General features: G+C 73.8%; 21 protein-coding genes. 4 read left to right on the forward strand and 17 right to left on the reverse strand.

The genetic code is table 11. From position 1 onward, the window contains the following. Positions 1-45: 45 nt before the first annotated feature. The 13 genes from AB0B76_RS02155 to AB0B76_RS02215 are packed head-to-tail and all read right to left on the reverse strand — an operon-like array spanning position 46 to position 15516. Complete coding sequence (locus AB0B76_RS02155; RefSeq protein ID WP_360367867.1) at positions 46-1842, reverse strand: ABC transporter ATP-binding protein; 1797 nt, start codon at positions 1840-1842, stop codon at positions 46-48. After that, positions 1839-3641 (reverse strand): ABC transporter ATP-binding protein, encoded by a 1803-nt coding sequence (locus tag AB0B76_RS02160; protein ID WP_360367870.1) that lies wholly within the window; start codon positions 3639-3641, stop codon positions 1839-1841. Before AB0B76_RS02160 ends, AB0B76_RS02155 begins: the two co-directional genes overlap by 4 nt. After that, positions 3638-4318 (reverse strand): class I SAM-dependent methyltransferase, encoded by a 681-nt coding sequence (locus tag AB0B76_RS02165; RefSeq protein ID WP_360367873.1) that lies wholly within the window; start codon positions 4316-4318, stop codon positions 3638-3640. The genes AB0B76_RS02160 and AB0B76_RS02165 overlap by 4 nt, the downstream gene beginning before the upstream one ends. 22 nt (positions 4319-4340) lie before the next feature. Beyond that, positions 4341-5984, reverse strand: a complete 1644-nt coding sequence (locus AB0B76_RS02170; protein WP_360367876.1) for a carbamoyltransferase C-terminal domain-containing protein — start codon at positions 5982-5984, stop codon at positions 4341-4343. A gap of 18 nt (positions 5985-6002) precedes the next feature. Further along, positions 6003-7070, reverse strand: coding sequence for a Gfo/Idh/MocA family oxidoreductase (locus AB0B76_RS02175; RefSeq protein WP_360367879.1), 1068 nt, complete (start codon positions 7068-7070; stop codon positions 6003-6005). Then, complete coding sequence (locus tag AB0B76_RS02180; protein WP_360367882.1) at positions 7067-8284, reverse strand: DegT/DnrJ/EryC1/StrS family aminotransferase; 1218 nt, start codon at positions 8282-8284, stop codon at positions 7067-7069. The genes AB0B76_RS02175 and AB0B76_RS02180 overlap by 4 nt, the downstream gene beginning before the upstream one ends. Then, complete coding sequence (locus tag AB0B76_RS02185; protein ID WP_360367885.1) at positions 8281-9177, reverse strand: glycosyltransferase; 897 nt, start codon at positions 9175-9177, stop codon at positions 8281-8283. Before AB0B76_RS02185 ends, AB0B76_RS02180 begins: the two co-directional genes overlap by 4 nt. Positions 9178-9206: 29 nt before the next feature. After that, positions 9207-10088, reverse strand: coding sequence for a hypothetical protein (locus AB0B76_RS02190; RefSeq protein ID WP_360367888.1), 882 nt, complete (start codon positions 10086-10088; stop codon positions 9207-9209). Beyond that, the gene (locus AB0B76_RS02195; RefSeq protein WP_360367891.1) at positions 10082-11905 is read right to left on the reverse strand and encodes a radical SAM protein; all 1824 of its coding nucleotides are present in this window, start codon (positions 11903-11905) and stop codon (positions 10082-10084) included. Before AB0B76_RS02195 ends, AB0B76_RS02190 begins: the two co-directional genes overlap by 7 nt. After that, positions 11890-13239, reverse strand: coding sequence for an alkaline phosphatase family protein (locus tag AB0B76_RS02200; RefSeq protein WP_360367894.1), 1350 nt, complete (start codon positions 13237-13239; stop codon positions 11890-11892). The genes AB0B76_RS02195 and AB0B76_RS02200 overlap by 16 nt, the downstream gene beginning before the upstream one ends. Further along, entirely contained in the window at positions 13236-14450 is a 1215-nt protein-coding gene (locus tag AB0B76_RS02205; protein ID WP_360367897.1) for a GTP-binding protein, read from the reverse strand. The genes AB0B76_RS02200 and AB0B76_RS02205 overlap by 4 nt, the downstream gene beginning before the upstream one ends. Before the next feature lie 6 nt (positions 14451-14456). Continuing rightward, complete coding sequence (gene cysD / locus AB0B76_RS02210; protein ID WP_360367900.1) at positions 14457-15251, reverse strand: sulfate adenylyltransferase subunit CysD; 795 nt, start codon at positions 15249-15251, stop codon at positions 14457-14459. Position 15252: 1 nt separating this feature from the next. After that, positions 15253-15516, reverse strand: a complete 264-nt coding sequence (locus tag AB0B76_RS02215; protein WP_360367903.1) for an acyl carrier protein — start codon at positions 15514-15516, stop codon at positions 15253-15255. A gap of 173 nt (positions 15517-15689) precedes the next feature. Here AB0B76_RS02215 and AB0B76_RS02220 point away from each other — a divergent pair, with 173 nt between their 5' ends. Beyond that, entirely contained in the window at positions 15690-16349 is a 660-nt protein-coding gene (locus tag AB0B76_RS02220) for a PIG-L family deacetylase (protein ID WP_360367906.1), read from the forward strand. A gap of 15 nt (positions 16350-16364) precedes the next feature. On the opposite strand, the gene AB0B76_RS02225 is transcribed toward AB0B76_RS02220, so the two are convergent. The 3 genes from AB0B76_RS02225 to AB0B76_RS02235 are packed head-to-tail and all read right to left on the reverse strand — an operon-like array spanning position 16365 to position 20292. Then, a complete protein-coding gene (locus AB0B76_RS02225; RefSeq protein ID WP_360367909.1) occupies positions 16365-17111 on the reverse strand; it encodes an SDR family oxidoreductase in 747 nt (248 codons plus the stop codon). After that, a complete protein-coding gene (locus tag AB0B76_RS02230; protein WP_360367911.1) occupies positions 17108-19192 on the reverse strand; it encodes an AMP-binding protein in 2085 nt (694 codons plus the stop codon). The genes AB0B76_RS02225 and AB0B76_RS02230 overlap by 4 nt, the downstream gene beginning before the upstream one ends. A gap of 2 nt (positions 19193-19194) precedes the next feature. Further along, positions 19195-20292, reverse strand: coding sequence for a radical SAM protein (locus AB0B76_RS02235; protein ID WP_360367914.1), 1098 nt, complete (start codon positions 20290-20292; stop codon positions 19195-19197). A 174-nt stretch (positions 20293-20466) separates the two neighbouring features. Here AB0B76_RS02235 and AB0B76_RS02240 point away from each other — a divergent pair, with 174 nt between their 5' ends. Further along, on the forward strand, positions 20467-21126 hold the full coding sequence (locus AB0B76_RS02240) for an HAD-IA family hydrolase (RefSeq protein WP_360367917.1): 660 nt from the start codon (positions 20467-20469) through the stop codon (positions 21124-21126). A 12-nt stretch (positions 21127-21138) separates the two neighbouring features. Here AB0B76_RS02240 and AB0B76_RS02245 read toward each other — a convergent pair whose 3' ends face one another. Further along, a complete protein-coding gene (locus tag AB0B76_RS02245; RefSeq protein WP_360367920.1) occupies positions 21139-22392 on the reverse strand; it encodes a helix-turn-helix transcriptional regulator in 1254 nt (417 codons plus the stop codon). Between the two features lie 101 nt (positions 22393-22493). Here AB0B76_RS02245 and AB0B76_RS02250 point away from each other — a divergent pair, with 101 nt between their 5' ends. Next, on the forward strand, positions 22494-24023 hold the full coding sequence (locus AB0B76_RS02250) for an alkaline phosphatase family protein (RefSeq protein ID WP_360367923.1): 1530 nt from the start codon (positions 22494-22496) through the stop codon (positions 24021-24023). A 24-nt stretch (positions 24024-24047) separates the two neighbouring features. Beyond that, complete coding sequence (locus AB0B76_RS02255; protein WP_360367926.1) at positions 24048-24434, forward strand: VOC family protein; 387 nt, start codon at positions 24048-24050, stop codon at positions 24432-24434. Positions 24435-24441 lie beyond the last annotated feature (7 nt).

Raw genomic sequence — 24441 nt, forward strand, 5'->3', positions numbered from 1 at the left:
GAGCGCCGAGCCCCTCCAGCGTCATCCATCGATACCCCTCATCTGTCAGCTCACGAACGCGTCGCGGCTGATCCCGTAGAGCTCGGCGTACAACCGGCCCGCCGCGACCAGGTCCCCGTGGCGGCCGAACTCTGTGACCTTCCCGCGCTCCATCACGACGATCAGGTCCGCGTCGGCGACCGTCGAGAACCGGTGCGAGACGATCACCGTGATCGTGCCGTGGGTGGCGCCCAGCCGGCGGGCCCGGGCGATGTAGTGGTCGAAGACCGCCGCCTCGCTCGCGGCGTCGAGGGCCGCCGTCGGCTCGTCGAGCACGAACAGCAGCGGGTCGGGCTTCATGCACGCGCGGGCCAGCGCCGTCTTCTGCCACTGCCCCTCGGACAGCTCCACGCCGCCCAGCTCGCCGCCGAGCGGGGTGTCCAGGCCGTCGCGCAGCAGCCCTGGAAGGTCCGCGGCGCCGGCCGCGGCGAGCGCCTCGGTGACCCGCTCGTCGTCGTCCATCCACGGTGGACGGCCGAGGCCGACCGCCGCGCGCAGCGTCGTCCGGTACCGGCCGAAGTCCTGGAACCCGACCGACACCCGTTCCCACCAGTCCGCGGCCGGTATGTCGTCGAGCGGCACCCCGTCGACCTCGATGCGGCCGGACCCGGGGCGGTACAGCCCGCACAGCAGCTTGACCAGAGTGCTCTTGCCGGAGCCGTACTCGCCGACGATCGCCACGACGCTGCCGGCCGGGATCTCCAGCGAGACGTCGTCGAGGGCCGGTTCGGTGGCCGCGGCGTACCGGTAGCGCAGCCGGTTCAGCGTGATCCCGCGGTGCAGCCGCCTTGGCACCGGGGCGCCGGCCGTGCGGGTGGACTGCGCGGCGGCGTACCGCTTCAGCCACAGGTACGGCTCCAGCAGCCGGCCGTGCCCGGCGGTCTCGGTGATCCGGCTGACCGCCCCCTGGATCGCGGCCCGCAGGTTCGTCGCGACCGTCACCGTCAGCACGATGTCGCCGAGGCCGGCGTGGTGCCGCTGCGCCCGCCAGATCACCAGCGCCAGCCCGCCGGCGAACCCGATGGTGAACACCAGCCAGCCCGCCGCGCGGGCCAGCAGCATCACGGTCTGGGCCCGCGAGCGCTCCCGCGCCACCTGCGCCCACAGGCCGGTGGCGCGCTCCGCCAGGTCCGCGCCGGCCCCGGTCAGGGCCAGCTCCTTGTTCGACCCGGGCGCGGCCAGCAGTTCGAACAGGTGCCGCTCCAGACGCGCCGCCTCGGCGGTCCTGGTCTCCGTCCGCACCACGACCCGCTGGCCGCGCGCCTCGAGCCACAGCGGCACCAGCGCGAACGCCGGCAACGCCAGCAGCCAGAAGCTGATGCTGCTGAGCAGCAGCAGCGCGGCGGCCAGGCGCAGGATGTTGAACACCGACTCGACGAGGCCCCAGGCGTAGTCCAGCAGGCCCCAGGAGGATCCGCGCAGCACCTCGAGGCGGTCGAGGTACCGCGGATCCTCGAGGTGGTGCACGCCCTCGATGCCGCAGATGTCGCGCACGATCTCGCTGTCGAGGTCGATGAGCGACACCCGCTCCACCACGTACAGCCGGAGGGTGTAGCAGACGCCGGTGAGGATGTAGTCGGCGCCGAGCACGACGGCGGCGCCCACGGCGGCGAACGCCGCGCCGCGCATGGACCCGCGCTGGGCCGAGTCGACCAGGTGCCCGAGCGCGAAGCCGCCGGCGGCGAAGGTGACCGCGGTCAGCAGCCGCAGGACGATCGCGGCCGTGGCGGACAGCGGCGTGGTCCGGAAGCACAGCGCGAGCAGCCGCGCCCCGACCGCCATCGTGTCCGCCGCCCGGCTCACGGCTCGACTCCGGCCGCCACGTACCGCCGGGACTGCGTGTTGAACATCGTGCAGTACCGGCCGCCCAGGGCCATCAGCTCCGCGTGGGTGCCGCACTCGGTGATCCGGCCGGAGTCGAGCACGGCGATGCGGTCCGCGTGCCGGACCGTGCTGAGCCGGTGGGAGATCAGGACCCGGGTGAAGTTCCCGCCCGCCGCGTTGATGCGCGTGAAGAACTCCCGCTCGGTCCGCACGTCGAGGTTCGCGGTGGGCTCGTCGAGGACGAGGATCTGCGCGCCCCGCCTGATCCGGTACAGCGCCCGGGCGAGCGCGAGCTGCTGCCACTGCCCGCCGGACAGCTCCACCCCGCCGGTCCGGTCGGTGCCGAGCACCGTGTCCAGGCCCTCGGGCAGCCGGGACAGCACCTCGTCGAACCCGGACACCGACAGGGCGTGGCGCAGTGCCGGTTCGTCCAGCGGGCCGTCCGGGCGGCCGAGCCGGATGTTGTCCGCGACCGACAGGTGGTACCGGACGAAGTCGGTGAACGCGAAGGCCAGCAGGCCCCGCCACCGCTCCGGGTCCAGCGCGTCCAGCGCCACGCCGTCCGCCTCGATGCGGCCCGCGTCCGGCCGGTACAGCCGCGCGAGCAGCTTGACCAGGGTGGACTTGCCCGCGCCGTTCAAGCCGACCAGGGCCAGCAGCTCCCCGGAGCGGATCTCCAGGTCGAGCCCGTCGAGCACGCGCCGGCCCGCCGCCGGATACCCGAACCCGACCCCGACCAGGCGGATCGTCGGCGGGCGGGCGGCGACCGGCGCGGACTCCGCCCGGGCGGGCGGGCCGGCCGGCAGCCGGCGCAGCGCCTGCCACGCCCGCACCGCGGGCATCGCCCCGGCGATCTCGACCGAGTCGACGACCGTGCCGAGGCTCGTGTAGATGCCGAACACCGAGGCCATCACGGCGACCTGCAGCCCGGCCGCGATCCGCCCGTGGATCACGTCGGCGGCGGCGGCCAGGTAGAGGGCGGCCATCGGGACGGCGGCGAGGAAGAAGATGAGCGACTGGCCGAAGAAGCCCTTGTGCAGGTTGCGCCAGACCGGCGCGAACATCGCGAAGACGCTGCGCCGGATGGTACCGACGACGAAGTCGGTGTACCCGAAGATGCGCACCTCCTTGCCCTCCGACGCCGAGGTGACAGCCTTCTTCCAGTACTCGGCGCGCCGGCCGTCGGTGATCCCGCCCGACCACAGCCGCAGCGCGGCGAGCAGCCGGTGGATGCGCAACAGCCGGCACGCGACGGCGGCGGCGAGCACCACGAGCGGGGCCCACCACGCGTACCCCGCCAGCACCGCGCAGAGCATCGCGGTGGACAGGTACTGCCCGATCAGGGCGAGCTGGGCGACCATGCCGTCGCCGACGGTCTTCTCGGTCCAGCTGCGCGGGTCCGTGGACGCGAGCCGGACGAGATCCTGCGTGCCCGGCTGCTCCAGCGTGGCCAGGTCCATCCCGCCGGCCAGCAGCGTGGCGAGGCGATGCCGGAACCGGCCGTCGATACGCGCCTTGGCCCGGTAGGTGAGCGCGCCGATCGCGGCCTCCACCGCGTGCCCGACCAGGTAGGCGGCGCCGAACAGCGCGAGCCAGACCCACGCCGCGGCGGTGGCCGCGTGGGCCACGAGCTGGCCCCAGGTCAACGCGATCCCGGTGGGCACCGCGCTCTGCAGCACCAGGCATCCGGCGAGCCCGGCGAACCAGCCCCGCCCGCTGCGGAAGAACCCGGACAGCAGGTCGAGGCGGTCGCGGAGGCTCGCGCGCAGGACCGTCACGGGGTGCTCGCGAGCTTCGGTGGCGTTTCCGGGGGTACCACACCCGTCACGAACGTGAAGATCCGCTCCTGCGGTGCCAGCGGCCGCGGCGGCCCCGCGTACCGGTTCAGCACCACGGCCACCGGATCGGTCTCCGGGTTGACGTACTCCTCCACGAAGCCGTTCGCGGTGAACCAGGAACGGATCGCCGGAACGCAGTCCGGCGCGCCGCGGTGCCGGGTCCACACCACCAGGCCGTCCGGGCGCACGGCGGACGCGGCGAACGCGGCGCAGCGTTCGATGTCGGAGAGCACGAGGTTGCCGAAGACACCGCACAGCAGCAGTAGGTCCACGGGGATCGCGCCGGCGTAGAGGCGCCGCAGTCCCGCGTCGTCCACGACGGTCTCCACGCGCCCGGCCCCGGCCTCGCGCACCAGTCGGTCGGCGATCTCGGCGTTGCGCGGGTCGAGCTCGATCATGCGGACGTTCACGTCGCCGGGCCGGGGCCGGCGCTGCAGGGCGCCGACGATCTCGCGACCCTGGCCGGCGCACAGGCTCAGCAGGTCGATCGGGCCGTCCGGCAGGCCCTGCAACGCCTGGAGGACGACCTCCTGCATCTGCGCCAGCCGCTGCGCACGCTTGGACGTGGGGTCGTTGTACAGCCGGTGCCAGGCGTACCAGTCGATCGCGACCATCACGCGGGTCCTCTCTCGTACGGGATCAGGGGTGGCGCAGCAGGCGGTTCCCCAGCACCAGGTAGTCCAGCCGCATCCCGGCGAACGCCTCGACGGCCTCCTCCGGCGTCTCGATGATCGGCTGCCCGGCGACGTTGAACGAGGTGTTGAGCAGCACCGGGACTCCGGTGCGGGCGGCGAAGGCCTCCAGCACCGCGTGCAGCCGCGGGTTTACGGCCCGTTCGAGGGTCTGCAGGCGGGCCGTGCCGTCCACGTGGGTCACGCCGGGGACCTCCTCCGGCCGGCGCACGCCGGCGACGAGCAGCATGTACGGCGACGCCTGGGTGATGTCGAAGTACTCGGCGGCGCGCTCGGCGGGGGTCACGGGCGCGAACGGCCGGAACCACTCGCGGAACTTCACCAGCCGGTTCAGCCGGTCCCGGATGTCGGCCGGGAACGGTGCGGTCAGGATCGAGCGGTGCCCGAGCGCGCGCGGGCCGAACTCCGAGCGTCCGTCGTACCATCCGACGAGCGCGCCGCCGGCGAGCAGCTCGGCGACCCGGTCCGGCAGGTCGTCGCAGGGCTCCTCCTCCATCCCGGACGCGACGGCGGCCGCGGCGACCCGGTCCGCGGGGTAGCCGGGCCCCAGGTACGCGTCGGCCAGGGCCGGCAGCTCGGCCATGGGCACCCCGGCGAGCTGGTGCGCGGCGTAGTACGCGCAGCCGAGCGAGATGCCGTTGTCACCGGCGGCCGGGACGACGAACACCTCCTCGAACGGTGTCTCCCGCAGCAGCCGGCCGTTGGCGACGCTGTTCAGACCGACACCGCCGGCGATGCACAGGCGGGTCATTCCGGTACGGCGGTGCAGCGCGCGGGCGGCGTGCAGGAGGGCGAGCTCCAGCGTCGCCTGCGCGGCGCGCGCGACGGCCGCCTTGGCCTCGAAGTCGCCGCCCTCGACCAGCCGCGCGAAGCACTGCTCGGCCTTCTCCGCCTCGATGGTGAAGCCGCCGTCCGCGGTGAGGGAGACCAGCTCCGCCACGTCGTCGACGAACCGCTCGTCGCCGTACGGCGCCAGCCCCATCGTCTTGCCGTCCTCGCTGATCGGCCAGCTGTCCGCACTCTCCTGATAGGACAGCCCGATGGCGAGGCTCGCGCTGCGGTAGAACTGGCCGAGCGAGTTGTCGGTCAGGCCCGGCCGGAAGAAGTCGGACTCGGTCCGCCCGTCCAGGTAGTGCCGGCCGCCGACGCGGTCGAGCAGCCGCAGGCCGTCCCGGTCGCCGGCGAAGAAGCTGAGCGTCTCGGCGATCCGGTCGCCGGCGCCGGCCCGCTCGCCGGCCAGCAGGCTGCCCGCGTTGTCGCACACCAGGACCGCGGCCTCCGGGAAGCCGGACGCGGCGAACGTGCTGTACGCGTGGGCCAGGTGGTGGTTGATCCGCTGTACCCGGCCGCGGAACGCGTGGGCGAACGAGCGCGGCACGAGGTCGCAGGCCACGACGTGGTCGAGCGCGGCCGGCTCGACCCCGGCCGCGGCCAGCACCGTGCGGCGGCTGACGCCGGCGAGCAGGTCGGAGCCGACACCGTACTTGCGCCGCGTAAGGCGCTCCTCGTCGATTGCGACGAGGAAGCCGTCGTTCAGGCAGCAGGACGACCAGTCGTGGCCGGAACCGCCCAACCCCAACACCGCCGTCATGGCGAGTCCACCCTTTCCCTATCGGATTGCCGTGGCCGGGCGCAGGTCTGCCGCGCGGTAGCAGGCGTCGATGACGGCGAGCACGTCGCCGGCCCGCGCGAGCGACCGCTGCGTCTCCGCCGCGGTGCGCGGCCGGAGGAACTCGTCGAGCTGCCGGTCGTACTCCTCGCCGGTCGCGTGCCGCCCGACGTCGATCTCGGTGACCGTGCCGCCCCGCTTCAGGCGCAGCGAGGAGCCGGGCAGCCGGTTCGGGCTGAACCCGAACGTGGTGCGCAGCTCGGCGGTGGCCTCGGTACCGTGCAGCTCGATGACGGTACGGTCGACCGCTTCGTGCGACGACCAGGCGAACGCGAGCGCCAGCGCGTAGCGCTCGGTGGTCACCAGGCCCGTGATCCGGTCCTCGACGTCGCCCGGGACGTCCGCGGGGCCGGCGGCGTCGGCGTGCCACGCGGCCAGCCGGCCGGGATCGTGCAGGAAGTCCGTGCTGGCGAACGCGGCGGCGTCGCGCACCGCGCCGGAGCCCCACAGGTCGAGTACCACGTCGATGAGGTGCCAGCCCAGGTCGAACAGCACCCCGCCGCCGGCGGACCCGGCGTGCCGGAACCAGCTCCCGCGCGGGATGCCGCGCGCACGTATCCAGCTCAGGTCGGCCACCCGCGGCTCGCCGAGCTCGCCCGCGGCCACGAGCGACCGCAGGGCCGTCACATCGCGCCGGTGCCGGGCCGCGGCGGAGAGCATGAGCGTGCCGGCGCCCGCGCGGGCCGCCTCGGCGAGCACATCGAGCTCGGCGAGATCCGTGCAGGCCGGCTTCTCCAGCAGCACGGCGAGGCCGTGGCGCAGGCACCAGGCGGCGATCCGGGCGTGGGTGCCGTTCGGGGTCAGGACGAGCGCGGCGTCGATCCCGTCGGCCGGCAGGTCCTCGTGGCCGCCGTACACGGGAACGCTCCCGAGCAGCCGGGCGGCGCGGGCGGCGGCCTCCGGGTCGGGCTCCACCCCGGCGACGACGGTGCAGTCGGCCCGCGCCAGCAGCCGGGGCAGCCAGACGGCGGTGGCCACCCAGCCGAGCCCGATCACGGCGATCCTCATGCGACTCCCACCGAGGACCGGGCGCCGAGCGCGGACAGCACCTTGTGCAGCGCGGCGGCCACGTCCTCGAGGTCCGCGGGGGTGCCGAGCAGCACGCGATGGTGCAGCCAGATGCCGTGGCGGCCGAGGTTCTCCGAGACGGGGCAGCGCTCGGCGTACTCGTCCGGGTGCCCGGGCTGAGGGGTCGGGGCGGCCCAGAACGCCTCGGTGCGGTACACCGGCGGGTAGTTGAGGAAGGCCGGGATGCCCTCTGCGACCAGGGCCTCCACCACGCGGTCGCGGTTCACCCCGGCCCAGACGGCCGGATCGACGGTGAACATGGCCATGTAGTGCGGGTCGAGGTCGCAGCGGGGGTCACGCCCCTGCGGCGTGACGCCGTCCAGCGCCGAGAGGAGGCCCTCCAGGACCTGCCAGCTGCGCTCGCGGCGCTCGTTCTGCTCCGGGAGGCGGGCGAGCTGGGCCCGCAGCACCGCGCCGCTGAACTCCGTCATGCGGAAGTTGCTGGAGACGCTCTGGTGCCGGTACGCCAGGTCGCCGATCGGCCGCCCGCAGCTGTGCCGGGCGAACGCCTCCGGGTACGCGTCCGCGTCGGCCAGCAGGAGCGCGCCGCCCTCGCCCGCCGTCATCAGCTTGCCGTTCTGGAAGCTGAAGCACGCCGTGGTACCGAGCTCGCCCAGCGGCCGGCCGCGCCACCGCGCACCGTGTGCGTGCGCCGCGTCCTGGATGACCTCGATGCCGTGCGGCCGCGCCCACGCCAGGATGGCGTCCATGTCGGCGACGTTGCCGGCGAGGTGGACCGGTATGACCGCCCGGGTGCGATCGCTGCGCACGGACTCCAGCAGCGCCGGGTCGAGGCAGTAGGTCTCCCGGTCCACGTCCACGGGGACGGCCACGCCGCCCAGTCGCTGCACCGCGATCGACGTGGAGATGAAGGTGAACGCCGGCACGATCACCTCGTCGCCGGGGCGCAGGCCGATCATCTCGAGCGCCAGCTCGAGCGCGTGCGTGCCGTTGGTGAGCGCGATCGCCGCGGGTGCGCCGTGGAAGGCCGCGAACTCCCGCTCGAACGTGGTGACCTCGTTGCCGGCCACGCGCCACCACTGCCCCTGCTCCAGGGCCCGGATCAGGCCCTCGCGCTCGGTGTCGTCGTACTGGGGCCAGGCAGGGAACGGGGTGCTGCGCGTCGGTGTACCACCATCGATGGCGAGCGTCATCGCCACTCTCCTCCGTCTGACGGGTCTGATGACGGGCCGGTCGAAACCGCCCGCAGGTAGCGCGCGGGATCCCCGGCCGGGGACAGGAGTTCGGACAGGGCGGCGACGGCCGGGTCAGGGTGGCGGTCGTGGAAGCGCCGCAGGTTGGCCTCGTGCTCGTCCCACCGCGCCGGCCGGGCGTGGCTGAGATGTACGCCGTCCGCCTCGGCCGCGTACCGGAAGGCCGCGCCCGCGGCGTGCAGGCGGTAGCCGAACTCGAGGTCCTCGCAGCCCCACACCTGGCCGTAGCCCTCGTCGAAGCCGCCGAGCCGCCGCCAGGTCGCCCGCGGCAGCGAGACGTTGGCGCCCACGCACGCCGCCCACGGCACGGGGGCCGGGAGCAGGCCCTCGGCCATGTCCCGGATGAGCCGCTCCAGGCTGTTGACCACGGTGCGCCCGTAGCGCCGGGACATGGCCGCCGCGTACGGGTCGTCCGGAGCGTCGGCGACCAGGCGGGCCGAACCGGGCAGCTCCCGCAGCGGACCGTGCACGACACGTTCGCCGTCGCGCCGCGGACCGAGGGCCACGGCCGCGGTGGTGTCGCGGTGCGCCCGGACGTGCGCCGCGACGAAATCCGGCGGGGTCAGGATGTCATCGTCGAGGAACAGCAGCAGGTCGCCGCCGGCCGCGGCGGCACCGGCGTTGCGGGCCCCGGCGCGCCCGACGCCACCGCGGTGCACCACGTGCAGCGGCGGGCCGGCGGGCCGGTGGGCGGCGAGCATGGCGCCCGTCCCGTCGATCGATCCGTCGTCGACGACCACGATGTCGAACCGCTGGTACGACTGGGTCGCCAGGCCGCCGAGGGTCAGGCGCAGCCGGTCCACCTTGTCGCGGGTCGGGATCACGACGCTCACGGACTCGGCGCCCGCACCCGGATCGGGGCTCAGCCCCATTCGAGGCCGCCGGGGGCCGCCCGTTGCCGCTGTTCCATCACGTCCTCAGCATCGCGTCCGGTCCCGGCGGTGTCAGGAGGTGTGCGCTGCGCGGAAACGCTCTGAGAGCAACCTGTCGGACGGGTCAGCGGGTGGTCCTGGCGGTACTGGAAATCGAACCGCAGGGCCAGCTCCGCCTTGGCCAGCTCGGCGCCGAGGTAGCCCGCGTGGGCCGGGTCGGTGAGCAGGCCCGCGCGCACCAGGCCGAGCACCAGCGCCTGCGCGCTCCGGCCGCTCATCTCGCGCCCGCCGCGCAGGTCGGTGTCGTAGTGGCGCACCACGATGCGGCGCGCGGCGGGGTCGATCGAGACGACGAAGTACCCGTCGTCGTCGGTGTTCGGGGGCCGGGCGCCGCCGGCCGGGACGCGGTGCAGCCGCGCGACGCTGGCCGCGAGCTCGGCCGCGAGGTCGAGGGCCGGTTCTTCGGCGTGGCGGGGCAGGTCGGCCACGGCCGCGGCGAGCACCTCGCGGTCCCGGACGCCGACCAGGTCGTGCACCGCGACGCGACGGCGGAACTCGGCGACCACCCGGGGCCGCAGGTTGGCGACCCGGGCCCGGTAGCCGGTGGCGCCGACGATGGTGCCGTCCCCGCGGCAGCCGTTGGCGGCCAGGGCGAGCAGGCTCTGCCCCTGCCGGAAAACCGGCGAGTCGCGGCCGCACACCACCAGGTGACCCAGGCCCGGGGCGGACACCATGGCGAGCACGAGCTGCTCGATGCCGAGGTTCGCGGTGGCCAGGGGCGCCGCGACCGCCAGCCGGGGAACGCCGCCGAGCGCGGCCGCGAGCGCGTGGTCGGTCAGCGTGCAGGCGGCCACGTCGGCCCCGCCTACCATGTCGGCGCGCCGCCGTTGTACGTTCGCGGCGCACCGCCCGCCGAGGGCCGCGGCAGGCTCGAGCTGATCGCGGAGATGTCCGCCCCGATCCGGTGCAGCGCCATGCCGACCCGCAGCTGCGCCGTGCGGATCGAGTCGATGGCGGCCCGGAAGCGCGCCTCGACCTCGGCCACCTGGCGGCCGCGCTTGGCCTCGTCGATCCGGTCGGCCAGCACGTCGTCGAGGTTCTCCATGAAGAACTCGTAGTTCGCCTGGCCCATCGCCTGCCGCCGCTCGTGCAGGAACGAGGTGAAGCCAGCCAGCGTCTCCCGGGCCCCGGGCAGGTCGTGGAAGCGCCGGTAGATCCGGGACACGAAGGTCTGCACCACGACGTTGAAGGTCTCGAACTCGAAGACCGCGGACTGCTCGGTGATGACGCCGTGCTCGTGGTAGCCCTCATTGTTGTACAGCGAGGCGAAGTGCAGGGCCAGGCGCTGGACCCGCTCGTCGGCGTACCGGTAGTCGTACGGGTCGAGCGTCTCGGCGTACCGGTCGCCGATCAGCCCGTCCTCGGTGAGCCGGGCCACGATGCCGGTCCCGGGGTAGATCTCCAGCCGCTCGGTGAGCCGGCGCAGGTTGTGCCCGGAGTGCGCGCGCAGGAACTCGGCGTTCTGCACCAGAGTCTCGGCCGTCGCGTACGGGTGGAACGGGATGAAGCCCATGGCGAGGTAGATGCCGTGCTCCCGCAGGAGCCGGATGATCCTGATGTTGTCCTCGACGGTCGCCCGCTTCTCCCACAGCTCCAGCTCCGCTGGTACGCCGGACTCGATGCCGACGTTCACCTTCTCCAGGCCGCTGCGCACCAGCAGGTCGAGCAGGTCGTTGTCCTCCGCGGTGTCGGCCCAGTTCTCGGCCCGCATGCAGACGTTGTAGTAGATGTCCAGGCCCCGGTCGAGGATGCCCTGGGCGATCTGCCGGACGCGTTGCTTGCCGACCCGCCCGCCGTCCGGGTCCTCGAAGGTCGAGTCGACGAAGTCGAGCGTGCGGAACCGGTGCGTCCGGACCAGGTGCTCCACCTCGTCGACCACGGACTCGGCGGTCCGGCCGCGCCACGCCTTGCCCGGCTGCACCCGGTTCCCCAGATTGGGCGCGGAGCAGAAGGTGCACCGGGCGACGCAGCCGCGGCTGGTGCTCAGCCGCACGTACTCGAGCTTGTTCCCGTGCGCGACGAGCTGGTCGCGGGCCGGGTACGGCAGCGCGTCGAGGTTGTGGATGAGCGGCCGCGGCGGGTTCTGCCGCAGCCGGCCGTCCGCCGCCCGGTAGGCCACGCCGGCGACCGTGTCCAGCGGCTCGCCCAGCGCGATCCGCTGCGCCAGGTCGAGGATGATCGGTTCGCCTTCACCGGTCGCGACCACGTCGGCGAAGGGGTTGACCCGCAGCACCTCGGTGCCGGTGAAGGTGCCGGCCGGCCCGCCGCAGGCGATGCGCACGTCGGGGCAGACCGCGCGCAGCCGCCGGCAGAACTCCACGCAGCTGGGCACGTTGAGGCTCATCAGCGTGAAACACACCAGGTCCGGCGGCCGGCGGCTCAGTTCGGCCACCGCCTGCCCGTGCTGTCCGTGCTCCACCTCGTGGATCGCCACGGTGAACCCGGCCTCGCGCAGCACCGCCGCCATGTAGGCCACGCCGAGGTGCTCGGGCGACATCACCAGGTCGCCGTCGAGGAGGATGACGAACGCGATCCGGGTCGCCGCGGGATCGGCGATCCGCTCGTCCCGGACGATGGCGAACTCGCCGGGCGGCGGCGTGCGCCCCACCGGTGTCAGGCTGATTGCCATGCGGGTGCGATTCCCTCCATAGTCCGGGGCGGTTGGATGCCCAGCGCGGCGAGAATCGCCGGGGCGACGTCTCGCATGTCCGCCGCGGAGGTGCCGAAGTCGCCGCGCGACCAGAGCAGCGCGTCTTCCCGGGTGTGCGTGCCGGTGAGCGGTCCGTCCACGGCGAGCGCATCGGTGGTCCAGGCCCCGCGGACCTGTACGCCGGGGGCGGCCTCGACATACAGGTCGCAGGCCGCCGCGGCGCACGGACCCCGGTAGAGCTCGGCCCCGCGCAGCACCCGCGCGACGACCGGCTCGCCCGGGCCGGCCGCGGTGATGGTGCCGTCCGCGGCGCGGCGCAGCGCGAGCAGCCCGGCGCTGATCCGGGCGAGCGTCTCCTCGGCGGGCAGGTCGCGCCCGCGGGGGAAGCGGTCCCGGTGGTTGAGGAAGATCCGCCCCGGGTCGAGGGCGAAGGCCGTGGTGCGCTCATCGATCTCGGTCAGCGCCGTGGCCGTGCTGGGCAGGGCGAGGTACCCCGCCTCGCGCAGCCAGGCGTTCACGTGGAACTGGGTGTGCACCGGGCCGAAGCCGTGGTCGCTGACCAGCATCAGGCCGCCGTCGCCGGCCGCGCCGGCCAGTTCGGCGATGGCCGCGTCGAGGCGGCCGTAGAAGCCGAGGATCCGGTCACGGTACGGCGAACCGGGGTCCATCAGATCCCGCCAGAGGAAGTGGTGGATGCGGTCGGTCTCGGTGAAGACGCATATCGCCAGCCGCGCCTCGGGCTCGCGGTCCAGCAGGTGCCGCAGGCCGCGGCGGCGGCCGGCCAGGGCCTCGTCCACGCGGTCCAGGAACGCGGGCACGTCGGCCCGCACGTCACCGACCTCGACGTCCAGCTGGTAGCCGAGATCGCGCAGCGGTCCCCGATGCTCCGGCGGCGCGATCGCCCGGTCGAAGTCGGGGGCGACGAAGCCCGACACGAGCGTGCCGGTCAGGCTCGGGGCGGGATACGTGCCGGGCACGTTCACCACGAGGCTGCGCCCACCGTCGGAGGCCACCGGCTGCCACAGCGGCGGCGCCTTGAGGTCGCGCAGGTTCGGGAAGTAGGTGGCGTAACCGCCGGGCACGAGCTCGACGAACCCGTAGATGCCGTGCCGGCCCGGGTCGGCCCCGGTGAGGAAGCCGGCCCAGGACGTGGAGCTGATGTCCGGGATCGGCGCGCGCAGCGGCCGGAGCCCACCCTGGGGCAGCACGGCCGCGGTCGCCGGCATGACCCCGGCCTCGGCCAGGTCGCGCAGCAGCCAGAAGGGCACGCCGTCCAGCCCGACCACCAGCATGTCGCCCGGGCGCCCGGTCATACCGGCACCCCGTTGCCCCGGCCGGCCGGCGCCGCCTGCGCGACCCCGTCGACGAGGCCCAGACCGACCGCGACGCCCTGCACGTCGCAGAGCATGAACCGGCCGGTCGCCGGGCAGTGGCGGGCCGGGTCGGCCGCCGCGGGGGCGTCCAGCCGGATGCGGCCACCGGCGATCTCGGCGAAGCCGATGCCGTCCGGGGGATGGGTCGCGTCGAGCACGCCGGACGCGCGGGCGCTGGCGTAGCGGATCGTGCACGGATCGCCGGCCCGCAGCGGCCGGTCGCCGATGTTGAGCAGGCGCACCGACCACAGGTCCCCGAACATCGGCGGATCGGCGGGCGGGGCGAGGATGGCGCCCGCGGCCGGCGGCCCACCGCTCACCCGCAGGCCGACGCTGTCGCCAGGACCGGCGCGGTCCAGGGGCGGCTCGCCGTACCGCTCGATGGCCTCCACCCGTACCGGCGGCCCACCACCCACGGCGACGAGCTCCACCCCGGGGCGCAGCACCCCACTGGCCACGTGGCCGAGGACCCGGGCGCCGAGGCGCGACTGGACGGCGAAGCGCACACAGGCCGAGTCCTGCCGCCGCGCGCCGACCTGACCGACGGTGTCGAGCAGGGACGGCCCCCGGTACCACGGCATCTGCGGCGCCGGCGCCTGCGTCACCAGGGCGCCCTCGAGTGCGCTGACCGGCACGCCGGCGACGAGGTCGATGCCCACCTCGGCGGCGATCCGGCCGACCTGCGCGGCCACCGCGGCGAACGCCTCCTCCCGGTACCCGGCCAGGTCCATCTTGGTCACCGCGCAGACCGCCGCCGTGACCCCGAGCAGCTCGAGGATGCGCAGGTGCCGGCGGGTCTGTTCGGCCGCCCCGGTCACCGCGTCGACGACGACCACGCCGAGGTCGGCGCGGGAGGAGCCGGTGACCATGTTGCGCAGCAGCGCGAAGTGGCCGGGCACGTCGATGAACACGACCACCTGGTCGCCGACCGTGACCACCGCCTCGGCGGTGTCGAGGGTGAACAGCTCGGCGCGCTCCTCGGCGAGCGCGTCGAGCAGGAACGCCAGGCCGCCTTCCCGGACCGGGACGGCCAGGCGGCCCATCGCGCCTCGGGTGTCGAGCAGCAGGCGGCCGACCAGCGTCGACTTGCCGTGGTCGACCTCGCCGACGAAGGCGATGCGCAGCGTGCGGGCGGAGCTGGGGGCTGACATCGAACCTCACATGTATCCGAGGGCGCGCAGCTTCTGCATCGCCGCCGCGTCCTCCTTGTCCTGGGCACGGCCCTCGCGCTCGCCCTGCTTCGAGCCGCGGATCTCGACGAGGATCTGCGGTACGGTGCCGGCCTCGCTCGGCATCGGCGCGCAGCAGCAGGCGCAGCCGATCGAGCGGTAGCGGCGGCCGCCGTCGGAGAAGTACAGGTCCGGCAGCGGGATGCCCTCGGCCGCCACGTACTCCCAGACGTCGATCTCGCGCCAGCGCAGCAGCGGGTGTACGCGCACGTGACCCTCGGGAGCGACGGCCACCTGGTGCTGGCCCCAGAACTCGGCCGGCTGGTTGCGGTAGTCCCAGGCGAACGACGCGTCGCGCGGGCTGAACACGCGCTCCTTGGCCCGGACCCCGTGCTCGTCGCCCCGGATGCCGAGCAGGACGGCGTCGTGGCCGTGCACCGCGATCGCCTGCTTGAGCGCGTCGGTCTTCAGCGCGGTACAGCACTCGAGGCGACCCCGCTCGGGCCCCATGCCGCCGGCCAGCGCCGCCTCGTTGCGATGGACCCGCAGGTCGAGCCCCCACTGCTCGGCGATGCGCTCGCGGAACTCGTACATCGCCGGAAACTTGTACGACGTGTCGATGTGCAGGACCGGCAGCGGTACCTCACCGAAGAACGCCTTGCGGACCAGCCACAGCAGGGTCGTCGAGTCCTTGCCCATCGACCAGAGCAGGGCCGGCCGCTCGAAGCGCTCCACGGTCTCCCGGATGTGGTGGACGGCCTCGTCCTCGAGCTCCCGAAGCATGCTAGGCGCCCTCGTGCACGGCGCCGACCCGAGCGTCCACATAGGACGTCAGGGTGTCGATGGAGTCCACGAGCTCCAGGTTGAGGTCGCCGTCGTCGATCTGGATGTCGAACTCCTGCTCCACCTGGATGAGCAGCTCGACGGCGGCCACCGAGTCGATGCCGAGCGTGTTGCGAAGGCCCTCGTTGGGGATCGTGTCGGGATCGCAGTCGAGGTTGAGCGCGGTGATGATGGTGCGCCGAAGGCGTTGTTCGGTCTCGTTCATCTGGATCCTCACGGTCGGTGCCACGCCTGTCACTTGTCCGGGTCCCCTGTCCGGAGACTAGGAATCGGGCCGGTCCGGCACAATGCGCCGGTCCTGACCGGTTCCGCTCACGACCCGAACCGCTCGGCCGGAGCACGGATCCGTCGCCGGGCGAAGACGGGACAGTGGGAGGCGTGCATCGGATCGTGCTCAGCCCGCACCCGGACGACGCCATGTGGTCCTGCGGCGGCGCCATCGCGGAGTGGGCCCGGTGCGGCGACGCGACGACCGTGGTGAACGTCTTCGACGGCGACCCCGCCCGCCGGGCCGAGGACTCGGCCGCGTTCGACGGCTGGCCGGTGGCCCGGTCCGGGCTCGGTCTCGCGGACGCCGTGGGTCGCCGCGCGGACGGTGCGCCGCTGTACCGCTCGCCGCTGGCGCTGCGCCGCCGCCCGCACCCGGCCGACGCGTGGCTGGCCGAGGTGCTGATCGCCGCGCTGCGGCCGATCGTGGCCGGCGCGGACCACGTCTACGCGCCCATCGGCCACGGCGCCCACGTGGACCACGTGCTCGTCCGGCTGGCCGCCGACGCCGTGGTCGGCCCGGGCCGCCTGTGCCTGTACGCGGAGTTCCCGTACCGCGTCGCGCCGCCGCGCGAGCTGGTCCGGGTCGACGCGACGGTGGACTTCACGCCGTGGCTGGGCGGGGGTCTGGCGTACCGGTCCCAGGTGGCGGCGATGTTCGGCGGCCCGCTGGCGTTCGCCCGCACGCTGGCCCGGCACGCCCGGCTGCGGCCCGACGGCACGTCCCGGTGGCCGCATTGGCGGTCCGCGCCGGCGAATGCGCCGGTGTGAGCCGAGGGTGCCAGGTCACCACCGGGCGCCGCCGTCGACCGCGATCGTCTGCCCGGTGATGAAGGCGGCGCCGGGACCGGCGAGGAACGCGACGGCGGCGGCCACCTCCGCGGCCCGGCCGAGGCGCCGGACGGCGGTACGCGCGGCCGCCGTCTCGTCCTCCGCCGCGCTGTACGCGCCCCCGCCGTTCTCCGGGTCCGGCTCGACCGCGCCGGGCGCCACCACGTTCACCGTGATGCCGAACGGCCCCAGCTCCCAGGCCGCGCTCGCCGCCCAACCGGACAGCGCGGCCTTCGTCGCCGCGTAGTCGGCCTGCCCCGGCAGGCCGACCACGCCGGCGCGCGAGCCGAGCAGCACGATCCGGCCGTACCGGGCGCGCAGCATGCCCTTGGCGGCGACCCCGGCCAGCGCGAGGCCGGCCTCCACGTTCAGCGGCCACAGGTCCGCACCGTCACCGGCCGGCCCGAGCAGGGGCCGGCGCAGGGTCGCGCCGTGCGCGCACACCAGGATCTGCGGCGGCCCGGCCAGGCCCCGCACCTGCGGAAGGAGCGCCGACCTCGCGGCCGGGTCGGTCAGGTCCGCGGTCACGACATGCGCGACGACACCCTCGTCCGCGAGCCGGGCGAGGCTCGGCGAGGACCCGCGGCCCGCGCCCACCACTGTCGCGCCGCACTCCGCGAGCGCGCGGCAGATCGCGCGGCCCAGGTGGCCGCCCGCCCCGGTCACCAGGGCCACGCGCCCGGCGAGCTCGTCCTTGCTCACGACGGGACCTCCGGAGTCATTTCGCCGGCCGTGGCCAGAAGCAACGTCACTGCAGGTGTACCGGTGGGGACGGCCCGCCGCACCGAGAGCCCGACCCGGGCCAGGCCCCGCTCGAGCGCCGCCACCGTCGGCCAGTACAGGCCGCCGTGGGTGAGCCAGTCCAGCCGTACCACGCCGGGAATTCCGCCGTCGACGGCGAGGAACACGTCGTCGAACAGCAGCCGGCCGCCGGGCGTCAGGCGGGCCGCGAGGCCGGCCAGGTCGCTGCCCGCATCGGACAGGTGCACCGCGTTGCTCACCACCACGACGTCGAACCGCTCGTCCGGTTCCGGCTCCTCCGGATCGCCGCCGTCCGGGGGCGGGCTGAGCGGGCCGACCCGCAGCAGCCTTCCCGCGGTACCGGCCGCCCGCGCGTACCGGCCGGGACCGCAGGCCACCTCCAGCAGCCGTTGCGACGGCCGGTAACCGGCCAGCGCCAGCCCCAGCCGGGTGCGCCGTTCGGCGGCGGGCGAGTTCATCGCCGCCTGGTAGACCGCGGAGATCTCCTCGGGGCCGGTGTCGCCGGCCTTACCCAGGGCCATGTCGACGAGGCGTTCCCGGGTCACGAACGAGCGCGACAGGAGGTCCTCCAGGCGCAGGATCGGGGCCGACGCCACGTGCGGCCCGCCGTTCGCGTCCGGCCGGTCCGGTCGCACGATGCCCAGCTCGGCGGCAGTCTCGAGCAGCACGTCGCACACCTGGCGGTCGAGGCCCAATGCGGCGGCGATCGCGGCGGCCGCGGACGGGCCGCGGGTCAGCAGGTCCAGGACGCCGAGCCTCAGCAAGGCGAACACGAGCTCGCTGCGCTTGTAGGCCAGCGCCTCGGCGACAAGCGCCGCCTCGTCGCCCAGCCGGTACACCGGTTCCGGCAGCACCTTGCCGGAGCCCCCGCGGGGCACGGCCGGCACCACACGGATCCGGTCCGGCACCTTGTGCGGGGCGAGCCGGGTGCGCAGGTGGTCCCGCAGCGCCGGGAGATCCGTCGCCGCCGTGCGCACGCTCACCACGTCCATCTCGAGGAGGGTGGACCCGGCCGCCCCGGGGGTCGTACGGCAGCGCGCGTCCACCACCTCCGGATGGGCGCCCGCGACCGCCTCAACCTCCTCGGGCGCGACCCACCGGTCCCCGCGGCGCAGCGCCCGGGTGCGCCGGCCCACGATGCGCCCGCCGCCGGGCTCGAAGAGCGCCACGTCACCGGTGTCGTACCACTCCCCGGCGTCGACCCGGACCTGGAGCGTGCCGGCCTCGCCGTCGGGCATCGGCGCGCCGTCCGCGTCCACGATGCGCGCCTCGACACCGTCCATCGGCACGCCGATGCCGGCGTCGGGGCAGCCCGGGCGGCCGGCGAACAGCGCACCGGTCTCGGTCGACCCGTAGTTGCGCGACAGTCCCACCCCGAACGCGTCCCGGAACCGCCGCTCGAGGTCGGCCGAGACGGGCCCGGCCCCGACCACGGCGAGGCGCAGGGAGTGCCCGGCGCGCAGGCCCCGGGCCGCGCGGGCGGCGAGCGGCGACACCGTCGAGGGCACCAGCGCGAGCACCGTGCAGCCGTCGTTGACCAGCTCCAGCGTCCGGCCGGGGGCCCCGGGCGGCCCGGCGTGCAGTGCGCAGCCCGCCTCGGCGGCCGCGTGCACCCAGCCGAGGGCGAAGGCGTGCCACATCGGCAGCGGCAGCGCGACCCGGTCGTCGGGCGTGAGCGGCGCCCAGGTGACGTACCGGCGCCCCTCGGCGTCCAGCGAACCGACGCCGCGCCGGACCAGCTTGGGCGATCCGGTGCTGCCCGAGGTGCACAGCAGGACCCCGCCGGGCTCGTTCCGCGGCTCCGACGGGGTGCCGAGCAGCCGCAGCTCACCGTCCGGGGACTCGGCCAGTGTGCGGGTCGCGCCGGCCAGCGCGAGCCACCGCTCCCGCTCCGCCGCCGGGCTGGACGGGTCGAGCAGCAGCGGCACGGCGCCGGCGGCGAGCAGCGCACGGTACCCGTCGAGCCAGCCGGGCCCGTTCTCCGCGACGAGCGCGACCACCTCGCCCGGCCGCACATCCACGTTCAGCGCCGGCTCGCGTCGTACTCGTGCTTACGCTCCTCGATGAGTGCCCGGATTCCCGCGGGTGCGTAGGTCGGCGCGGCACACAGCTCGTCGAGGGTGATCTCGTCCTCGAAGTACATGGACAGCGTGTCCCACGGCGTGAAGCAGCCGTGGCAGGCCTTCAGCCGCGGCCGGGGCGCGAGCAGCGCGTCGTACATGGGGCTGTGGCCGACCTTCGCCAGCGCGCTCGGATAGTCGTCGTCCAGCAGGTTGCCCATGTCGGAGAACCAGATGTTGGGGCACGGCGTCACCATGCCGTCGCTGAAGGTCGAGACCACGAGCCGGGGAAGGTGGCAGCGGAAGGTGCGGCGCCCGTTGTGGAAGAAGCTGAGGAGCCGGTCGAAGTACGGCCGCGGCGGCAGCACCGGGGCGAACTCGTCGTACCGCTGCACGAAGCGCTCCACGTGGCCCAGTTGGTCGGCGCGCACCATGAACTCCTGCGCGCCCGGGCCGCGGACGGGGAACGGGAAGAACACGCAGGGGTTGGCCCGGCCGGCCAGCCACTCGGCGAACGGCTCCAGGTCCTCCACGCTGCGGTCGTTGAGCACCGTGTAGATCTCGACCGGCAGCGCGCTGTCCAGGATCGCCTCGACCCGCCGGAGGACCTTGTCGTGCAGCGACTCGCTGCCGACGCGGTACGAGTTGCCGTGGTACCGGTGGCTGTCCAGGGAGACCTGGAGCACCACGTTGCCCCACGACTCGAACTCGGCCAGGTACTCGTCCTTGACCAGCACCCCGTTCGTCTGCACCACCAGCACCTCGTGGTGGTGCGACTGCTCCCGCAGGAACTCCATGATGCCGGCGACCAGGAAGATCTCGCCGCCGGTGACCTTCAGCAGCGGTACCCGGAAGGCGTCGTCGATCCGCTTGTCGATGAGCGGCAGCCGGGTGCCGAGCGGGGTGCCCGGCGCGTAGCGGTCCTTGGTCGGTGGCTGGAATATCAGCTGGTCCACATGGGACTCTTTGAGGTTGCTCTGCCCGGTCAGGCAGTACGTGCAACTGAGGTTGCACGAGTCCTCGTTGACGACCAGGTCGTTGCCGACCAGCGAGTTGATCACGTGCGCCCCCTCGTCACCGCGCCTGGATACGAATACTTCGCGAGGGACCGCACCGGGGCAATGCAATGCGGTGAGCGCATGTGCTCATGACCGGCACCTGCCAATGTGAGGTCCTGGACAGCGGATACGGCGGGTGGTCGACTCGCGCCAGACGGCGCGAAGGAGGATGGGCCCTTGTCCGGCAAGCCCGTGACCGCAGTCGTGTTCGACCTGGACGGCGTGCTCATCGACAGCATCGAGCTGATGCGCGCGGCCTTCCAGTCGGCCTATGCGGAGGTGGTGGGCGACGGTCCCGCACCGTTCGAGGAGTATCTGAAGCAGCTCGGCCGCCACATGCCCGACATCCTGGCGATCATGGCCCTGCCCGCGCGCATGTACCCCGCTTTCGTCCGGCACAGCAACGCGCTGGTGCACCTGACCCCGGCCGCCCCGGGCGCCCACCGCCTGCTCGACGAGCTCGCCGACGCCGGCCTGGCCCTCGCCGTCGCCACCGGGAAGTCCCGGGAGCGGGCGGAGCAGGTGCTGGCCGTGGTGGGGCTGCGCGACCGCCTCGACGCGGTGTGCGGCTCCGACGAGGTGCCCGCGGGCAAGCCGGCGCCGGACATCGTGGAGCTCGCCCTGCACCGGCTGGGCGCGGCCCCGGCGGAGGCGATAATGGTCGGCGACTCGCCGCTCGACCTGCGGTCCGGGCGCGCCGCCGGCACCCGTACGGCGGCGGCGCTGTGGGGCCAGGGCTCGGCCGAGGAGCTGCTGGCCTGCGAGCCGGACCTGGCCGCGGCCTCCTGCGACGACCTGCTCGCCCGGCTGAGCGCGCTCATCGGAGTACGCCGATGAGCGTGCGACCGGCTACGTGCTGGCCGCCGACGCCCGCGCCGCGGCGCTGCCCGCTCCCATCGACCGCAGCCAGCCCCGTTCCGCGGCCCGTACTCCCGCCTGGAACCGGCTGCGCGCCGACAGTCGCGCCATCAGGCCGGCCATCTGCCGGCGCACCGTGCTCAGTGACACGCCGAGCCGGCGCGCGACCATCTCGTCGGTATGGCCCGCGCACAGCAGCTCGAGCAGGTGCCGCTCGGTCGGGCTCAGGCCCTCGTCGTCCCGCGCCACGCTCTGCCCGAACGGCAGCGCGGCGTGCCACAGCTGCTCGAACAGCGTGATGGCGAGGTTCACCAGTCCGGGCGCCGTGACCTCGATCGCCCCCGCGCCGGCGTCGGCCGGGTCGATGGGGACGATCACGCCCTGACGGTCGTACACCACCATGATCGACGGCACGATCGGCACCGTGCGCACCTCGCCGCCCATGGACGTCATCCAGTCGGCGTACTTCACCAGATTCGGGTAGTTGGTGAAACTTTCCTGATAGATGCAGCGCACCTGGGCGCCCCGTGCGAAGAGCATCTCGTTGAGCGGCCGGCTCGCCGCCTTCGCGTCGGGCGACTGCGCGGAGACCGGATTCATCGACAGGCACTCGTGCCGGATCTGGGTGGCCAGCCGCTCCATGTGCCGGCGTACCGCATCCAGGCCCATCAGCCGCACGAAGCCCTCCCGGCTGGCCCGCTCGGCCACCTCGGTCGACAGCGCCACCATGGCCAGCCGCACCGACTCGATGTACTGCCGCTGGGCCTGGATGTCCGCCTCCGCCCGGGAGACCAGAGTGGCCAGGCCGAGGGCCGGGTCCACCAGCCTGAACGGCGTCGGGCTCGTCTCCGAGCGGGTCAGCAGCGACAGGTCGGCCAGCTCGGCCAGGGCCGCCTCGACCTCAGCCTCCGTGCTGGACAGATGCGCGGCGATCTCACGCGCGGTCCAGTCGGCGTGCGTGAACATTGCGCGGTACACGGTCTCGGTCGAGGCGTCCACGCCGATCGCTTCGAGCAGCCGCCCTTGGCCACCCTGACAAGAGCAGAATTCGAGATCCATCATGCGCTCCCCGTTCCGGTGGACAGGCTTCGTCGCGGCCGGCGGCATGTGGGCACTGGCGCTGCCGCGGGCCGCATGACGGTCGTGATGTCTGCCAACTCCGGTGGCGTCCTCGAAGGCGTCGAATACAATCGAATCGCTTCGATAGGCCGGTCCGACCTTAAGTTGCTCATGCTTGCCCGTCAAGGGCGTGACATCTTCCGCTCGCGAGCGCTTGCACTCAGGACCGGCCCCCCTTTCCTCGTGAACACTGGAGTTCGACGACGGCTTCAGAGGGGGGCCTCACCATGCCCGGGAACCGGGTCATCCCGCCCACGGCGCTCATCATCGGCATCGACGGCGGCGGCCTCGACGCGATCGAACCGCTCGTCGCCGCGGGTCGCCTGCCCAACCTGGCGACCCTGCTGGGCGCGAGCGTCCACGGGCCCACCACCACGACCTGGCCCGCGCACACCGCACCGGGCTGGTCGACCTTCGTCACCGCGGAGCAGCCGGGCGGGCACGGCGTCTTCCAGTTCTTCGACACCCAGCACCCCGAGTACGGCGACCGGATCACCACCAGCGCGCAGCTCGGCGCCGCCACCGTCTGGCACTGGCTGGCCGACCAGGGGTACACGAGCGGCCTGATCAACGTGCCGATGTCGCACCCGGCCCTGGATCTGCCCGGCTACCAGGTCACCTGGCCGCTCGTGCCCACGCTCCGGTACAGCCGGCCGCCCGGCCTGATCGGCGAGCTGTCCGCCGCCGGCGTGCCGTTCACCAGCGACCTGCTGACGATGTACCAGGGCCAGGCCGACTACGCCGACCGCGCGGTCGGCAACGTCGCGGCACGCCGGCGCTCCATCGCCCACCTGCTCACCACGCGCCCGGCCGACATCGTCATGGCCGTCATCACCGAGGTGGACCGGGTGAGCCACCACTACTGGCACCGCGCCGACCCGACCCACCCCCGGCACGACCCCGCCGACCCAGCCGGCCGCGACGCGATCACCCGCGTGTACGCCGCCGTCGACGAGCTCGTCGGTGAGCTCCTCGACCTGGTCGGCGAGGAGACCGCCGTGATGCTCGTCAGCGACCACGGCTCCGGCCCGGGCTACACGCATCTCAACGTCAACACCGCGCTCGCGGAGGCCGGCCTGCTGAGCCTGGGCACCGGCCACAGTGGACCGGCGAGCTGGTTCACCGACCCGGAGACCGGCCGCACGGTGGACTTCGCCCGCACCACGGCGTACATGCCCACGCCCGGCTGCAACGGCGTGAACCTGAACCTCGCGGGGCGGCAACGGCTGGGCCCGGTGCGGCCGGCCGACGTACGGTCGCTGACCCGCGAAATCACGCAGCTGTTCACGGAGATGATCGACCCGCACTCCGGGCGCCCCGCCTTGTCCGCGGTGCTCAGCCGCGAGGAGGCGTACCCCGGTCCGTACTGCGCCGGGGCGCCCGACCTGCTCCTCGTGCCCGCGGTGGAGACGGTGCTCGCCGATCCCCGGCCGGCCCGCGCCGTGTGGAGCCCCAGCCACCAGACCGGCATGCACCGGTACACCGGCATGTGGTCACTGCGTCATCCCGCGCTCCCCCCGTCGCGGCTGGCCGGCCCGGTCGCCCTGCACGACCTGGCCCCGACGCTGCTGCACGTGCTGGGCCTGCGCCGGCCCGGCGACGTCCTCGGCCGGCCCGTCCAGGCGGTACTCGACGGCCACCACGAGTCGCAGCCGCTGCCGGCGAGCGCGCCGCGCCCGGGCGAGGTCCAGGACGAGGTGTACCTCCGCGACCACGAGGAGACCCGGAGCATCCTCGCCACGATGGGCTACCTGTGAAACGGAGTCGTTAACATGCCTCCCATGCCATCGCGATTCAACGGCACCTGCCTGATCACCCGCGACGTGCCGGGCCTGGCCGCGTTCTACGCGGAGGTGCTGGACAGCGAGGTGAGCGGCAGCGAGGTGTTCGCCACGGTAACGGTGACCGGGGCGGTGCTGTCGTTCTTCGCGGCCGGCAGCATGGAGCAGATGGTGCCCGGATGCCTGGAGGGCGCGGGCAGCGGGAACTTCACGCTCGAGTTCGAGGTCGACGACGTCGACGCCTGCCACGAGCGGCTGCGGGAGCGGTACACGATCGTGAAGCCGCCGACCAGCCAGGCGTGGGGGCGGCGGTCGGTGTGGCTGCGCGACCCGGACGGGAACATCGTCAACCTCTACCGGAACGTGCCGGCTCCGCAGGAAGCCTGAGCACCGC

This window comes from Dactylosporangium sp. NPDC049140, assembly GCF_040648435.1.

Coding starts and splice junctions, on each gene's coding strand:
- AB0B76_RS02205 (WP_360367897.1), bottom strand. CDS start 14,450: ATGTCAGCCCCCAGCTCCGCCCGCACGCTGCGCATCGCCTTCGTCGGC.
- AB0B76_RS02200 (WP_360367894.1), bottom strand. CDS start 13,239: ATGACCGGGCGCCCGGGCGACATGCTGGTGGTCGGGCTGGACGGCGTG.
- AB0B76_RS02250 (WP_360367923.1), top strand. CDS start 22,494: ATGCCCGGGAACCGGGTCATCCCGCCCACGGCGCTCATCATCGGCATC.
- AB0B76_RS02215 (WP_360367903.1), bottom strand. CDS start 15,516: ATGAACGAGACCGAACAACGCCTTCGGCGCACCATCATCACCGCGCTC.
- AB0B76_RS02175 (WP_360367879.1), bottom strand. CDS start 7,070: ATGAGGATCGCCGTGATCGGGCTCGGCTGGGTGGCCACCGCCGTCTGG.
- AB0B76_RS02255 (WP_360367926.1), top strand. CDS start 24,048: ATGCCATCGCGATTCAACGGCACCTGCCTGATCACCCGCGACGTGCCG.
- AB0B76_RS02170 (WP_360367876.1), bottom strand. CDS start 5,984: ATGACGGCGGTGTTGGGGTTGGGCGGTTCCGGCCACGACTGGTCGTCC.
- AB0B76_RS02195 (WP_360367891.1), bottom strand. CDS start 11,905: ATGGCAATCAGCCTGACACCGGTGGGGCGCACGCCGCCGCCCGGCGAG.
- cysD (WP_360367900.1), bottom strand. CDS start 15,251: ATGCTTCGGGAGCTCGAGGACGAGGCCGTCCACCACATCCGGGAGACC.
- AB0B76_RS02190 (WP_360367888.1), bottom strand. CDS start 10,088: ATGGTAGGCGGGGCCGACGTGGCCGCCTGCACGCTGACCGACCACGCG.
- AB0B76_RS02180 (WP_360367882.1), bottom strand. CDS start 8,284: ATGACGCTCGCCATCGATGGTGGTACACCGACGCGCAGCACCCCGTTC.